The sequence below is a fragment of the Bradyrhizobium sp. KB893862 SZCCT0404 genome (assembly GCF_018130885.1).
Taxonomy (GTDB): domain Bacteria; phylum Pseudomonadota; class Alphaproteobacteria; order Rhizobiales; family Xanthobacteraceae; genus Bradyrhizobium; species Bradyrhizobium stylosanthis.
The window spans coordinates 292,996-306,554 of the sequence record NZ_JAFCLT010000005.1; the positions used below are offsets into that span (position 1 = coordinate 292,996).

The following is a 13,559-nucleotide window of genomic DNA, read 5'->3' on the forward strand; positions in this document are numbered from 1 at the left end:
AGCAGGAGACTCGCCGTTCCGCAAGAACATTACGGGAACAGACTGGGACGTGAGCCCTAACCGATCGTCAACGGGACGCAGACACTACGTCTCGAATGCAAGCTTCTGTCCTCAGCACATCCCAACAAATGTCCGCTACTCCTAGGGGTGCGGGATGGGCCGTGGTCTAACGGGTGAAGAGTTCAAATGCTTGCAAATCGCCGGAGAAGCGAACGTCGGGTGTGCAGCCGGCTCGCCAAGATCCATTTTGGCGCGGGCTCGCTGCCGCGGGATTGCACGATCACGGATATCTCGGACGGGGGCGTGAAAGTGGTGGCGGAATTTCTGGAAGTGCCGCCGCAATTCACCATCATCTTCGCGCCGGACTATTCCCGCCAATGCCGCCTGCGCTGGCGCATCGGCTGCGAATTCGGCGCCGAATTCGTCGACTGACCCCGCCACGGGCGCGCGTCCTTAACGGGACTTTAGCGTTAATCGGCAAGCATCTCTGATCAGTTGCCGAGTGATCAGAGTATGTCCAAGCGTTCGTCTCTCGCCTCCCCCCCGGCGAGATTGCTGCTTCCCGCCCTCATCGTGGTTGCCCTCGGCGGTTGTCAGACGACTGGCATCGAGGACGTCACCGGCGCGCTCGGCGGCAAGACGGAAACAGCCGGCAAGGCCGACGCCAAGTCCGAGGCCAGAGCCGAGGCGAGGCCGGATATGGACGCGCTGCGCGAGCGCTACCGCGCCAAGCCCAGCGATCCCGCCATCGCGATCGAGTACGGCAAGGCGCTGCGCGCCAGCGGCCAGCGCGCCCAGGCCGTCGCGGTGCTCGAGCAGGCCGTGCTCGCCCATCCCAGCAACAAGGCATTGCTCGCCGGCTATGGCCGCGCGCTCGCCGACAACGGCAATTTCCAGCAGGCTTTCGATGTGCTCGGCCGCGCGCATTCGCCCGAGGATCCCGACTGGCGGATCCTGTCGGCGCAGGGCGCCGCGCTCGACCAGCTCGGCCGCAACGAGGAAGCGCAGCAATACTACGCAAGCGCGCTGAAGATCGTGCCTGACGAGCCGCAGGTTCTGTCCAACCTCGGCCTGTCCTACATGCTGCAAAACAATCTCTCGAAGGCCGAACAGGTGCTCGGCCGCGCCTATCAGCGCAATCAGAACGATGTGCGGGTCCGCGCCAATCTCGCGCTCGTGCTGGGATTGCAGGGCCGCGAGGCCGAGGCCGAAATCCTCGTGAAGGCCGATCTGCCGCCGGACCAGGCCGCGGCCAAGGTCACGGCGCTGCGGCAGGTGCTGGCCAAGAAACAGCAAAGGGCGGACAAATAGCCCGCCCTCTTCCGATCCCAGCGATTCCCGATCTCTAGGACGCCTTGCGATGCGGGGCGGGTCCGCGACCCGACCGGCCCTTCAGCTTCTTCAGCAGCGGCCCGAGCAGCGAGCGCTTCGGCTTCTTCACCTCGCCGCGGCCGGCGAGGCGGTTCGCCATGTTCTGGAACAGCTCGGTGGTGCGGTGGTTCTTGGCGACCTCCGCGATCATCTGGCCGTTATTGGCCGCGGTCGAGAACAGCTTCGAATCGAACGGGATCACCGCGATCGGCTGGCTCTCCATGGTCTTGGCGAACGCCTTGACCTCGATCTCGGCGCGCTTGTGCATGCCGACCTGGTTGATGCAGTACAGCGGCGGCCGGTCGTTCGGCCGCGCCGCCTTCAGCACGCTCAGCATGTTCCTGGTGTTGCGCAGGTTCGCGAGGTCAGGCTCGGCCACGATGACGATGTCGTCGGCATTGACCAGCGCGCGCCGCGTCCAGCCCGACCATTGATGGGGAACGTCGAGCACGATGCAGGGCGTGGTCATGCGCAGCGTGTCGAACACTGCATCGAACGCCTCGGCACCGAAATCGTAGACGCGGTCGAGCGTGGCGGGCGCGGCGAGCAGGCTGAGGCGCTCGCTGCATTTGGCGAGCAGGCGTTCCATCAGCGCGGTATCGGGACGCTCCTGCGACAGCACGGCATTGGCGATGCCCTGCACCGGGTCCTGATTGTAGTCGAGGCTCGCAGTGCCGAAGGCGAGGTCGAGATCGATCACGACGGAATCGAGCGAAAGGTCGCGCGCGATGGTCCAGGCCACGTTGTGCGCGACGGTGGAGGCGCCGACGCCGCCCTTGGCGCCGACCACCGCGATGACGCGGCCGGTGATGATGGCTTCGGAGGCCGAGAACAGGCTGCAGATCGAGCGGACCACGTCGAGCGTCTCGACCGGACCCACCACATAATCGTTGACGCCGCGGCGCACGAGCTCGCGATAAGGCGCGGTGTCGCTGGGGCTGCCGATCACGACCACGCGGGTGCCGGGATCGCAGACGCCGGCGAGATCGTCGAGACCTTCGAGGATGTCGCGCGTGCCGTCGGATTCGATCACGATCACGTTCGGCGTCGGCATCGACTCATAGACCTCGATCGCCGCCGCGAGGCCGCCTTCCCTGGCGGTGAGATGCGCCTTGGCGAGGCGGCGATCCTCGCCGGCCGCGGTCACCGCCTTGAGTGTCTGGTCGGTCTCGCAAAACGCCTGCACGGAGATGCGAGGAACCGGCGCGATGTGTTCCTCGGGGTGCTGCGGGTCGTCCGCCTCTTCGTCGTTGAAGCCTGTCATTTGCCTGTTTCGCTGAGTTTGGCCTTCTCGGCGTCGGGACTGGGGGTGCCGACCGGCGAGCCCTTGCGATAGCGATCGAAAGCGATGTCGCGCCGTGCGGTATAGACGGGGGTTTCGGCCCGCGGCTGCTCGAGGTCGGCGGGATTGTCGATCATCGCCGCGAGGTTACGCTGGCTGGCGCAGCCGAGGTTGAAGTAAGGCCGGTTCTCGTTGTAGCCGGGATCGAGGATGCTCGGGCCGACGTCCTCCGGCCACAGACCGCAGGGGCCCGCGACCGCGGCGATGCGGGAATAGCTGAGGCGGATGGTCGGCAGCAGGCCGGGATCCTCGGGCCGGTAGGGATGCCTGACGATGGCGCGCGAGGGCACGCCGCCGGACGCCAGCACGGAACGGATTTCCTGATAGGTCGCCGCCGCGGCGCGCGCATTCGAAGCGTCGACCGGCACGTCCACGACCACGGACCCGGTGCCTTCGCGCACCCACTCGCGCGCGATGCCAGCGACGTCGGTGTGCTGCGCGTCGGAGAGGCCGCCCCGCGATTTGCCGACGAAGATCACGATCGACTTCTTGGCTTCCTGCACCGCGATCGGGTGACGCTGGCGATAGTCGGTCGGCACCGTCTGGGTGACGATCTCGCCGGTGGTGTTGCAGGCGCCGAGCATGACGGAGAGTCCCGTCAGCGCCAGTGCGATGCCAAGGCCGCGACGTCGATCGGCTGTCATCTTCGTCATCGCTTGATCCCCTCTTGCCCCGTTCCCCAAGCCGGTCGTCTCAGTCGATGATGAAGCCGAAATCGCCGCGGACGCCGTCGATCGGATCGACGCGGCGGGCGATGCCATAGAGGCGGTTCATGCGGCCAAGCAGCGCCGTCTGCGCATCCGAGGCCGGCGCGAAGCCGTCGTCGGGCCGCGACAATTCCTTCTGGGCGACCGCGCGCACCACATAGGGCGTCACGATCACCATCAGTTCGGTCTCGTTGTTGACGTAGTCCTGGCTGCGGAACAGCGCGCCGAGGATCGGCACCTGGTCGACGCCGGGCAGGCCGTTGATCGCCTGCTTGGTGTGCTGCTGGATCAGGCCGGCCATCGCCATCGAGCCGCCCGAGGGAATTTCCAGGGTGGTTTCGGCGCGGCGGGTCTGGATCGAGGGAATGGTGATCGAGTTGGTGGTGTTCGACGACACCGCCTGCGTCACGGTGATCGCCTGCTGGTTCGACAGCTCGGAGACCTCGGTCATCACGCGCAGGCTGATGCGGCCTTCGCTGAGCACGACCGGCGTGAAGTTCAGGGAGATGCCGAACTTCTTGTAGGTGATCTGGGTGGTACAGACATGGGTGACGGGATCGCAGGCGTAGCCCGACGGGATCGGGAATTCGCCGCCCGCGATGAAGGTCGCGGATTCGCCCGAGATCGCGGTCAGGCTCGGCTCGGCCAGCGTGCGCATCACGCCGGCGCTTTCCATCGCGCGCATCGTGGCGCTGACCGTGGCAATGCCCTTGGCAAGGCCGGCGACGCCGAGCCCGTTGGTGCCGACGAGCGGGCCGCCGGACATCGTGAACGGGTTCGAATTGTTGAAGTTCACCACCGCGGTGCCGGCATTCAGGCTGGCACTGAGATCGACGCCGAGCTGCTTGACGATGTCGCGGCGCACTTCGCCGACGACGACCTTGAGCATGACCTGGTCGCGGCCGCGCACGACGATGTTGTTGACCACCTTGTCGGAGCCGCCGACCAGCTTTGCAGCGACGTCGCCGGCCTGCTGGGCCTCGACCGGGCTCGAGACCGAGCCGGTCAGCATCACGCTGTCGCCGACACCTTCGATCTGCACGCCCGGCAGCGACTGGCGCAGCGCCGTACGCATGCCGTTGAGGTCGCGCTTCACCGCGATGTCATAGGCGGCGACCTGCTGGCCGTCGGCGGTGAAGAACACGACGTTGGTCTGGCCGACCGTGCCGCCGATGATGTAGGCGCGCTGGGCCGAGCGGATCACCGCATTGGCGATCTTGGGATCGGCCACCAGCACGTCCTTGACCTCGCGCGGCAGGTCGATGACGACGGATTTGCCGACGCCGAGCGAGAGAAAACGCGTCTTCGCCGGCGCGATCGACCCGACCGACGTCAGGCCGAGATCCGGTACCTGCAGCGGCGCCTGGTCGCCGACCGGCGCCTCCGCGGCGCTGACCAGCCCGGGCGCTGCGAGCAGCCCCAGGATCAGCATCGCTCCCGTCCAGAACGTGCGTGCGCTGTTCCCCCGAATGCGCAAGCCCGTCCGATCATCCCCGTAGTTCATCCCATCCCCATCACTTCTGTGACGTCAGTTGCCGCGCCTGCACGCCGTAACGGATCACGTTGACCCCGCCACCGGACCGCTTGGCTGCGAGGTCCTCGGCGGTGAGTTCTGTTGCATTGACATCGACGATGCTGCGCAGCGCGAGCTGCAGCGTGCCGCCCTGGCGCGCGGCCGACAGCGTGGCGACCTGGTCGGGCTTGAGCTCGAGCGTGACGGTCTTGCCGAGCACGGCGTTCTGGCCGTCCTTTTCCTTCGGCGCCTGGTCGATCGCGAGCACGCGGATATTGGTCAGGATGACCTCGGACAGGATGAGGTCGTTGCCGGCGAGCGCGCCGTTGGCGTCGGGATTCTTCAGGCGGCGCGTCAGCACGATGTCGACGCGGTCGTTCGGCAGGATGAAGCCGCCGGCGCCGGTCTCGGCTGAAATCTCGGTGGAGACGGCGCGCATGCCGGACGGCAGGATCGCGGCCATGAAGCCGGAGCCTTCGGCGCGCACCAGCTTCTGCTCGCGGATCGGCTCGCCTTGCATCAAGGGCACGCGTGCGATCGCGCCGGCGATCTGGTTCTGGGCGTCGGGCCTGGCGTCGCGGCGGATGAAGGCGTTGCTCGCGGTCGCCGCCGGCCAGGACTGCCATTGCAGGTCGTCGGGCTTCACGGCCTGGCCGAGCTGGATGTCGTTCTTCGCGATCAGAACCTCGACCGTCGGCAGTTTTTCGGCGACGGGAAGCACGGGCGCGGGCGCATTCTGATAGCCGCTCGCCAGATACGCGGCGACGCCGCCGGCGCCCAGCGCGATGACGAGAACGACAATGCGTGCGGTGTTCATACACTTCTACTCTTACGCGGGGCACTCGAACCGCACCTGGCGGGTTCCCCCGTGTCGATGAGTAGGGAGTAAAAGTATAAGGGTTGTTGCGAGCCCGAACGTGATGGCCAGTGATGCTGCCAGTTTTGAGCAGATGGTGAACGTCGCGTTATCCGGTCGGCCAGTGGCCCCGTAGTTTCACGCGTGTGCGCTCCCGCGTTCGAACGAGGCGCGGGGCGTCATGGTGAACGGGTGGTTAGTGATGTGCGCGCGCTATCGTGCCAAAGCATCTGCGCCGGCACCCGTGATCCGTCATCCTGAGGTGCGAGTGGCGCGATGCAAAGCATCGCGCCGGGAGCCTCGAAGGATGAACGGCCCGGGTGCAGCAACGTGTAGCAACAGTCGGGCCGTCGCCCTTCGAGGGCCGCTGAAGAAGCGGCCACCTCGGGGTGACGGCGAGAGATTGAGGCGTGCAGCCGATCGCGTGATCCCGTATTGCGCGGAGCCTGTCATCGGGCGCGCATTCGCGCGACCCGGTGGCTTCATCCGGGCTACGAGCCGCCGCTTACTGGCAGGGATACCGCCGGCCGTCCTTGGCCGCGTACGTATTCGATGCCGGATCGTAGGAGCGGTAACGCTGGGCGCATGAGGTCGCGTGCTGCTGGGCGGCCGCCGCTTCCTGCTGCGCGGCGGCGGTGGCCGCACCGGCCGCGATGGCGCCGCCGATGAGGCCGCCGACCAGTCCGCCGACACCGGCGCCGTTGTCATAGCACGGTCCGTAACGGCACCAGACCTTCTCGGTCAGGGCCGGGACCTCGCCCGCAGCGCGCGCGACGCTCTGCAATGGAGCGGCGCTCGCGTTGGCCGAGAGCATTGTGGCGGCGGTCATCAAGACAAGCTTCAAGACATGATCGATGCGCATTGGATTTCCTGTTTCGCTTGCAACTTCACGGATGGTCGCGCTACCGGCCGGCCGCATCCACGACGCGGCAGAGATTGGCGGTGATGCCCGGCGCCACCTGGCCCGGCGGCATGATGAAGACCGCATCGACGCGGCTGCCCCTACCCTCCTTGCGAACGACGACGCGCAACGTCTGCGGCCGTCCGGACCCGGTGGTCTCCTGCTGCGTGGTCAGCGTGCCCAGCGCCTTGTCCACGTTCACGTCGACAAAGCCCTCCGCCAGAACGGCGCGGGAGACTTTGTCGAGGGCGGCGGCGGGATTGGCGGACGGGAAGATCATCCAGACCTTGTGGGTCGTGCCCGTCACCAGGGGAACGCCGCTCATCTGATAGTGATCTGCACAGCTCTCGGCCCGCGCCGGCATCGACGACGAAAGGGCCGTGAGCGCGATCGCGCAAATTGTTCTTGTCAGCATGCTTTCAATACCTGTTTGACGCAGTCGCGGGGATTTAGGCCAACCGCGCCGCAAGTCCATGCACGCCGTCGCATTCGGGATGGAGGCGTTCGGAATCCGGCCTGACGGCCGCCGCGCGCTTGCGCGATGTGGATGTTTGGTGCGGCAATCGGATATCGGGCGCGGGCGCCGGGCCTGAATTCACCCAAATTGTGCTAGCCTGATGATGCAGCTGCCGCACGAACGGACGCCCCGAACGATGGACACCATGGTCGAAGACATAATCGCCGCGCCGCCCGCACGATCGGGGTCGTCGTTTCAGGATCTGCTCGACATGCTCCGGCCGCACGGGATCAACGCGCAATCGGCGCCGAAGCCTGACGGATCGTTTCGCTGGCATGCGGATGTTGCGGTCGGCGCCGGCATGGACGTGGTGCGGGCGGAGCTGTCTGCAGGCTGGGACTGGCGCTATGCGTATGGCGGTTCGTCGGGCGAGCTCGCGATCAGCGTGCTGAACGCCGGCAAGGCCGAGATCGTCGTTGCAGGAAAGAGCGTACAGCGAACCTCATCCGACGTGGCGATCGTGTCGCTTCCGAACCTGCGGCAGCAGAGCGTGGAAGCGGTGGACGGACGATATTCGAGCGTCACGCTGACATTGCATACGGATGTGGTGACCAGGGCCCTGTCCGCGACGTTCGGAAACGCGGCGCTGGAAGATCTGGATCTGACGCCGAAGCTCGATGTGTCGAGCAGTGCCGGGCAGCTCCTGTGTCAGCTCATCCGTGCCAGTACCGCCGGCCTGCACGACGGAATCCTGGCGCGCTCGCCGAAAGCCAGCGCGCTGCTCTCGGAAGCCGCGATGCAATTGATCCTCGAGAATGTTCCGCACCGGCTGACCGACCGCTTGAGCCGCCATCCCGTGGATGCGCCGCCTCGTCATGTCAGGCGGGCGGTCGAATACATGCGGGCCAATCTTCATCTGCCGCTGACGATCGCGGATATCGCCGGCAATGCCGGGATCAGCGGCCGGTTGCTGCAATCGGGTTTCCGCAGGATCCACGGCACGACGCCCGTCGCCTATCTCAGGAAAATCCGGCTCGAGGCGATCCACGACGAGCTGTCGCGCCCGGAGAACCTGCTTCCGGTCAGCGAGGTCGCGCTGAAATGGGGCTTTACCCATATGGGCCGGTTTGCAGCGTCATACCGCTCGACATTCGGCCTGTATCCGTCAGAGACGGTGCGGCGTGCGCGGGGATTTTGCGGTTAGGCTACAAAGCTACTTCTTCCGCTTCTGCTCGATCACGTCCCAGACCTTCGCCGCCACATCGGGGCCGCCGAGCCGCGCGATGGCGCGGATGCCCGTGGGCGAGGTCACGTTGATCTCGGTGAGATTGCCGTTGATGACGTCGATGCCGACGAACAGCAGGCCGCGCTCGCGCAGCGCCGGGCCGACGGTGGCGCAGATCTCGCGCTCGCGCGGGGTGAGCTCGGTCTCCTGCGCCGCGCCGCCGCGCACCATGTTGGAGCGCAGATCGTCGGCGGCCGGCACGCGGTTCACCGCACCGGCGAACTCGCCGTTGACGAGGATGATGCGCTTGTCGCCGTGCTTCACCTCGGGGATGAACTGCTGGATCACCCAGGGTTCTTTGAACGTCACCGAGAACATGTCGTACAGCGAGCCGAAATTCATGTCCTGCGGCATCACGCGGAACACCGCCGCGCCGCCATGGCCGTGCAGCGGCTTCATCACGACGGCGCCGTGCTTGTCGCGGAAGGCGTTGATCTCGTCGAGGTCGCGCGAGATCAGCGTCGGCGGCATCAATTGCGGAAAATTCATCACGAACAGCTTTTCCGGCGCGTTGCGCACCGAGGCGGGGTCGTTGACCACCAGCGTCTTCGGATGGATGCGCTCCAGGAAGTGCGTCGAGGTGATGTAGGCGAGGTCGAACGGCGGGTCCTGGCGCAGCAGCACCACGTCGAAACCGTTGAGCGCCTCGCGCCGGGGCTCGCCCAGCGTGAAATGATCGCCGGGCTCGTCGCGCACCCTGAGGAGCTGGACCGGGGCCACGATCTCCTCGCCGACCATCGAGAGCTTGTCGGGCGTGTAATAGGACAGGCCATGGCCGCGCTTCTGCGCCTCCAGCAGCAGCGCGAAGGTGGAATCGCCCTTGATGTTGATGCGGGCGATGGGGTCCATCTGGACGGCGACGTTCAGTTTCATGGTCTGCCTTTCAGGTCGAGGCGTCGAATGCCGCCAACACATGGCGCGGAAGTGAGCGCGGCGCAATCAGCATGGCGTCGAATCGCAATTCGAATTCGGCATGCTCGGGATGCGCCACGAGCCAGCCTTGGGCGGCGTCGATGATACGTTGCTGCTGGCGCGGCGTCACTGCATAGGCCGCTTCGTCGAGGCTGGCGCGCGCCTTGACCTCGACGAAGGCGATGAGGTTGCGGCGGCGCGCCACCAGGTCGATCTCGCCATGCGGCGTGCGGAAGCGCTTGGCGAGGATGCGATAGCCCTTGGCCATGAGAAAGGCCGCGGCGCGGCTCTCTGCCGAGATGCCGGTGCGGAACGCGGCGACGCGCTCGGGCGAGGCGACCTTCGGTTCCGCAGGGGTCTCAGTCTTCGCCATCGCCGCCCCGCGAGTCTTTTGCGAGCTCGAGCGCGCGGGCATAGACCTCGCGGCGCGGCCGGCCCGACAGCGCGACCGCATGCGCCACGGCGTCCTTGACGCTGTGTGCGGCAAGCTGGTCGCGCAGGAGATCGTCGAGCGCATCCGACGTCAGCACCTCGGCATCGGCCGCCGGCGGCGCGATCACCAGCACGAATTCGCCGCGCGTCTCCAGCGTATCGGCGTCGCGCGCGAGCTCGGAAAGCGTCGCGCGCGATATCTCCTCGTGCAGTTTCGTGAGTTCGCGGCAGATCGCGGCCTCGCGCGTCCCCATGATCCCGGCAAGCTCCGCCAGCGTATCCTGCACGCGGTTGCCGGATTCGAACATCACCAGCGTCGCATCGATGCGGGCCAGTTCGGCCAGACGCGATTTTCGCGCGGCGGATTTGGCCGGCAAAAAGCCTTCGAAGAAGAAACGGTCGGTCGGCAATGCCGCGACCGACAGCGCCGCCAGCACCGAGGAGGGGCCGGGCAGCGCGTAGACGGCATGGCCGGCCGCGCAGACCTCGCGCACCAGCTTGTATCCAGGGTCGGAGATCAGCGGCGTGCCGGCGTCCGAGACCAGTGAGACCGAACCACCTGCCGCCAGCGCCTCCAGGATCTTCGGGCGCGCGGCCTCGGCGTTGTGCTCGTGATACTGCCTGAGCTGGGCCGAGATGTCGTAGCGCTCGGTCAGGCGGCGCGTGATGCGGGTGTCCTCGCAGGCGATGACGTCGACCCCGGCGAGCGTCTGCAGCGCCCGCAGGGTGATGTCGCCGAGATTGCCGATGGGGGTCGCGACCAGATGCAGGCCCGGCGCCGCCTTCGGGGCCGGGAGCCGATGGGCATCGATGGAGAAGCCGCGCGGGGCGGCGTCTGGGCCTTCAGGCGTATTTATCGGGGCCGGCTTTGCGCGCATAATGAAGCCAACTTAGGCACGATCCGCAGGGCTGGGAACAGTCCCTGGAAAAGATCGCGCCGAGGTGAGGGGTGAGGAACGGACGGGAATGTGATCGATCCGGGATCACGTCACGAGGGAGTGTGGGCCCTCGCGCCATATTCGCGACGGAAACACCGCCTTGATGCTGTGTGAGGAGCGGCGAACAGCTGGCCAGGACGGGAAGGCAGCCGTGTTAAGTGGTTATTATCCTTTTGTTTTGGTTAACTATTTGCCGACAATATGCCTGAATCCGCGGCTTGTGTCGCGGCCAAGAATGTTGTGACCGGCTGGCGATCGCTGGTCAGAAGAGAAGTTGCCATGCTGGGCCCGAGTGATCCGAAATCTCCTGTTCAGGGCCGCCTGCCGTCAGGGGCAACCCGGCGGAGCGCGCTCGGACTGTTGCTCGGCGCGCCCCTGTTGTCGGCCTGCGCCGGCGTGCAGCAAAGCCTCAGCCAGTTCTCCAACCCGTTCTCCAGCTCTTCCGCGCCGCCGGCCCAGCCGGCCGGTCCGCCGCAACAGGCGACGACCGCCGGCACCGGCGGGGTGAAGGTCGCGGTGATCCTGCCGCTCTCGGCCTCGGGCAATGCCGGCCTTGCCGCGCAATCGATGCGCAATGCCGCCGAGATGGCGCTGGCCGAGTTCCAGAATCCGAACATCCAGCTCCTGATCAAGGACGACAACGGCAGCCCGCAAGGCGCGCAAGCCGGCGCGCAGCAGGCCGTCGAGGAGGGCGCCGAGATCATCCTGGGGCCGCTGTTCGCGCAGTCGGTGCCGGCGGTGGCGCAGGTCGCGCGCACCCGCAACATCTCCGTCATCGCGTTCTCGACCGATTCCAGCATCGCCGGCCGCGGCGTCTATCTGCTCTCGTTCCTGCCGGAGTCCGACGTCAACCGCATCGTCGAATATTCCGCCAGCATCGGAAAGCGCTCCTTCGCCGTGCTGGTGCCCGACAATGCCTATGGCAATGTCGTCGAGGCTGCGGTGAAGGCGGCGGTGCCGCGGCGCGGCGGCCGCATCGTCGCGTTCGAGAAATACGGCGCCGATCGCGCCGCTCCGGCGCGCACCGTGGCGCAGCAGCTCGGCAGCGCCGATGCGCTGTTCATCGCCGATGACGGCGATGCCGTGGTTCAAGTGGCCGACGCGTTGACCGCGGCAGGCGCGAATCTGCGCAACATCCAGCTGCTCGGCACGGGCCTGTGGGACAATCCGCGCGTCTATGCGAGCCCGGCGCTGCAGGGCGGCCTCTACGCCGCGCCGGATCCGGCCGGCTTCCGCGCCTTCTCCGGCCGCTACCGCACCAAATTCGGCGGCGAGCCGATCCGCACCGCCACGCTCGCCTATGACGCGGTCGCCCTCGTCGCCGCGCTCGCGCGCACGCAAGGCACCACGCGCTTCTCGCCCGACGTGCTCACCAATCCTTCCGGCTTCGCCGGCATCGATGGCCTGTTCCGCTTCCGCGCCGACGGCACCAACGAACGTGGCCTTGCGGTGATGAAGGTGACGACCGGCGGCGGCGTCGCGGTCGCGGGCTCGCCGAAGAGCTTTGGGGCGTAGTCCGAGAGACGGTGCCGTAGGGTGGGTTAGCCGAAGGCGTAACCCACCATGCTTCCGCACACGCTGAACGAAGTTGGTGGGTTACGCCGAGCAGATGCGCTTTGCGCATCTGCAGGGCTAACCCACCCTACGAGAGCTCGCTACGCCGCGAGGTCCGCGACCACCGCATCCAGCACCGGGAAACCGCTGCTCGTCACACGCAGGCGGCCCGTCGCATCGACGGTGATCGCGCCTTCCTCACGCAGCAGCGTGATGCGCTTGGGATCGAGCGAGCGGCCGGAGAGCGCCTTGTAGCGCTCGGGGTCGATGCCCTCGGCCAAACGCAATCCCATCAGCAAGAATTCGTCGGCGCGCTCTTCGCTGTTGAGGAGATCGTCGGTGACGATTCCGTCGCCGTTGGTCTCGACCCGCATCAGCCAGGCTTCGGGACGCTTCTCGGTGGCGGTGGCATGGCGCACGCCGTCGATGTCGAGGCGGCCATGGGCACCGGGGCCGACGCCGGCATATTCCTCGCCGCGCCAGTAGACCAGATTGTGCCGGCATTCGGCGCCGCGCCGCGCGTGGTTGGAGATCTCGTAGGCGGGCAGCCCCAGCCTATCGCAGGTTTCTTGGGTGACGTCGTAGAGCGCGCGCGAGAGCGCTTCGTCCGGCGTCTTCAGCTTGCCGGCCTGGTGCAGGCCGAAGAACGGCGTGCCTTCCTCGATCGTCAATTGATAAAGCGACAGATGCTCGGCCGCCTCGTCGATGGCGTGCTGCAGCTCGTCGGCCCACATCGCCGGCGTCTGGTCGGGACGGGCGTAGATCAGGTCGAACGAATAGCGCTCGAACGAGCGGCGTGCGATGGCGACGGCATCGAGCGCTTCGCGCGCGCTGTGCATGCGGCCGAGTGCCTTCAGCGAGGCATCGTCGAGCGCCTGCACGCCGAGCGAAACACGATTTACGCCCGCGGCGCGATAGCCGGCGAAGCGCGTGGCCTCGACGCTGGTCGGATTGGCTTCCAGCGTGACCTCGACGTCGCCAGCGACGATCCAGTGCTTGCCGATGGCGTCGAGCACCGCGCCGACGGTCGAAGGCTGCATCAGCGACGGCGTGCCGCCGCCGAGGAAGATCGAGGTCACCTCGCGGCCGCCCGCGCGCGCGGCGGTCGTCGCGATCTCGCGCGCGAAGGCGGCGGCGAAGCGCGCCTCGTCGATCGCGGCGTGGCGGACATGGCTGTTGAAGTCGCAATAGGGGCACTTCGACAGGCAGAACGGCCAGTGCACGTAGACGCCGAAAGCTTCGGATTCCTGTTTTGACGCGTTTTCCTGGCGCGAACCGGTATCCACTTCGC

Annotated in this window: 14 protein-coding genes; 4 read left to right on the forward strand and 10 right to left on the reverse strand. The window is 66.7% G+C overall.

Annotated features, from left to right (window positions below; translation table 11 throughout):
- The first annotated feature begins 186 nt into the window (after positions 1–186).
- Together JQ617_RS22015 and JQ617_RS22020 are read left to right on the forward strand one after the other, a co-directional pair.
- The gene (locus tag JQ617_RS22015; RefSeq protein WP_018644993.1) at positions 187–432 is read left to right on the forward strand and encodes a PilZ domain-containing protein; all 246 of its coding nucleotides are present in this window, start codon (positions 187–189) and stop codon (positions 430–432) included.
- Positions 433–513: 81 nt separating this feature from the next.
- Positions 514–1,311 carry a tetratricopeptide repeat protein gene (locus JQ617_RS22020; protein WP_145657598.1) on the forward strand — a complete coding sequence of 266 codons (798 nt, stop codon included), beginning with the start codon at positions 514–516 and terminating at the stop codon, positions 1,309–1,311.
- Between the two features lie 34 nt (positions 1,312–1,345).
- On the opposite strand, the gene JQ617_RS22025 is transcribed toward JQ617_RS22020, so the two are convergent.
- The 6 genes from JQ617_RS22025 to JQ617_RS22050 form a co-directional block, all read right to left on the reverse strand.
- On the reverse strand, positions 1,346–2,635 hold the full coding sequence (locus tag JQ617_RS22025; RefSeq protein ID WP_063685413.1) for a CpaE/TadZ family protein: 1,290 nt from the start codon (positions 2,633–2,635) through the stop codon (positions 1,346–1,348).
- Positions 2,632–3,366, reverse strand: coding sequence for a CpaD family pilus assembly protein (locus tag JQ617_RS22030; protein WP_212028114.1), 735 nt, complete (start codon positions 3,364–3,366; stop codon positions 2,632–2,634). The genes JQ617_RS22025 and JQ617_RS22030 overlap by 4 nt, the downstream gene beginning before the upstream one ends.
- Before the next feature lie 40 nt (positions 3,367–3,406).
- The gene (locus JQ617_RS22035; protein ID WP_145657596.1) at positions 3,407–4,924 is read right to left on the reverse strand and encodes a type II and III secretion system protein family protein; all 1,518 of its coding nucleotides are present in this window, start codon (positions 4,922–4,924) and stop codon (positions 3,407–3,409) included.
- Between the two features lie 10 nt (positions 4,925–4,934).
- On the reverse strand, positions 4,935–5,750 hold the full coding sequence (cpaB, locus tag JQ617_RS22040) for a Flp pilus assembly protein CpaB (RefSeq protein ID WP_145657594.1): 816 nt from the start codon (positions 5,748–5,750) through the stop codon (positions 4,935–4,937).
- Positions 5,751–6,294: 544 nt separating this feature from the next.
- The gene (locus JQ617_RS22045) at positions 6,295–6,618 is read right to left on the reverse strand and encodes a BA14K family protein (protein ID WP_249157356.1); all 324 of its coding nucleotides are present in this window, start codon (positions 6,616–6,618) and stop codon (positions 6,295–6,297) included.
- Positions 6,619–6,691: 73 nt separating this feature from the next.
- Positions 6,692–7,105 carry a hypothetical protein gene (locus JQ617_RS22050; protein ID WP_249157357.1) on the reverse strand — a complete coding sequence of 138 codons (414 nt, stop codon included), beginning with the start codon at positions 7,103–7,105 and terminating at the stop codon, positions 6,692–6,694.
- A gap of 247 nt (positions 7,106–7,352) precedes the next feature.
- On the opposite strand from JQ617_RS22050, the gene JQ617_RS22055 reads away from it, so the two are divergent.
- The gene (locus JQ617_RS22055; RefSeq protein WP_249157359.1) at positions 7,353–8,351 is read left to right on the forward strand and encodes a helix-turn-helix transcriptional regulator; all 999 of its coding nucleotides are present in this window, start codon (positions 7,353–7,355) and stop codon (positions 8,349–8,351) included.
- Between the two features lie 9 nt (positions 8,352–8,360).
- Here JQ617_RS22055 and gshB read toward each other — a convergent pair whose 3' ends face one another.
- From gshB to rsmI, 3 genes are read right to left on the reverse strand one after another with little or no spacing between them, the layout of a single operon-like run.
- Positions 8,361–9,305, reverse strand: coding sequence for a glutathione synthase (gene gshB / locus JQ617_RS22060; protein ID WP_212028116.1), 945 nt, complete (start codon positions 9,303–9,305; stop codon positions 8,361–8,363).
- Positions 9,306–9,315: 10 nt separating this feature from the next.
- Entirely contained in the window at positions 9,316–9,717 is a 402-nt protein-coding gene (locus JQ617_RS22065) for a YraN family protein (protein WP_212028117.1), read from the reverse strand.
- On the reverse strand, positions 9,704–10,654 hold the full coding sequence (gene rsmI, locus JQ617_RS22070; protein ID WP_212028118.1) for a 16S rRNA (cytidine(1402)-2'-O)-methyltransferase: 951 nt from the start codon (positions 10,652–10,654) through the stop codon (positions 9,704–9,706). The genes JQ617_RS22065 and rsmI overlap by 14 nt, the downstream gene beginning before the upstream one ends.
- Positions 10,655–10,993: 339 nt before the next feature.
- On the opposite strand from rsmI, the gene JQ617_RS22075 reads away from it, so the two are divergent.
- A complete protein-coding gene (locus tag JQ617_RS22075; protein WP_212028119.1) occupies positions 10,994–12,229 on the forward strand; it encodes a penicillin-binding protein activator in 1,236 nt (411 codons plus the stop codon).
- 140 nt (positions 12,230–12,369) lie between these two features.
- On the opposite strand, the gene hemW is transcribed toward JQ617_RS22075, so the two are convergent.
- On the reverse strand, positions 12,370–13,554 hold the full coding sequence (gene hemW / locus JQ617_RS22080; RefSeq protein ID WP_212028304.1) for a radical SAM family heme chaperone HemW: 1,185 nt from the start codon (positions 13,552–13,554) through the stop codon (positions 12,370–12,372).
- Positions 13,555–13,559: the final 5 nt, after the last annotated feature.

Excerpts from the sequence above, each read along its gene's own strand:
- JQ617_RS22020 (WP_145657598.1), top strand. The coding sequence starts at position 514 with ATGTCCAAGCGTTCGTCTCTCGCCTCCCCCCCGGCGAGATTGCTGCTT.
- JQ617_RS22030 (WP_212028114.1), bottom strand. The coding sequence starts at position 3,366 with ATGACGAAGATGACAGCCGATCGACGTCGCGGCCTTGGCATCGCACTG.
- JQ617_RS22035 (WP_145657596.1), bottom strand. The coding sequence starts at position 4,924 with ATGAACTACGGGGATGATCGGACGGGCTTGCGCATTCGGGGGAACAGC.
- JQ617_RS22065 (WP_212028117.1), bottom strand. The coding sequence starts at position 9,717 with ATGGCGAAGACTGAGACCCCTGCGGAACCGAAGGTCGCCTCGCCCGAG.
- JQ617_RS22050 (WP_249157357.1), bottom strand. The coding sequence starts at position 7,105 with ATGCTGACAAGAACAATTTGCGCGATCGCGCTCACGGCCCTTTCGTCG.
- JQ617_RS22015 (WP_018644993.1), top strand. The coding sequence starts at position 187 with ATGCTTGCAAATCGCCGGAGAAGCGAACGTCGGGTGTGCAGCCGGCTC.
- JQ617_RS22055 (WP_249157359.1), top strand. The coding sequence starts at position 7,353 with ATGGTCGAAGACATAATCGCCGCGCCGCCCGCACGATCGGGGTCGTCG.
- JQ617_RS22075 (WP_212028119.1), top strand. The coding sequence starts at position 10,994 with ATGCTGGGCCCGAGTGATCCGAAATCTCCTGTTCAGGGCCGCCTGCCG.
- JQ617_RS22045 (WP_249157356.1), bottom strand. The coding sequence starts at position 6,618 with ATGACCGCCGCCACAATGCTCTCGGCCAACGCGAGCGCCGCTCCATTG.
- rsmI (WP_212028118.1), bottom strand. The coding sequence starts at position 10,654 with ATGCGCGCAAAGCCGGCCCCGATAAATACGCCTGAAGGCCCAGACGCC.
- cpaB (WP_145657594.1), bottom strand. The coding sequence starts at position 5,750 with ATGAACACCGCACGCATTGTCGTTCTCGTCATCGCGCTGGGCGCCGGC.
- gshB (WP_212028116.1), bottom strand. The coding sequence starts at position 9,305 with ATGAAACTGAACGTCGCCGTCCAGATGGACCCCATCGCCCGCATCAAC.
- JQ617_RS22025 (WP_063685413.1), bottom strand. The coding sequence starts at position 2,635 with ATGACAGGCTTCAACGACGAAGAGGCGGACGACCCGCAGCACCCCGAG.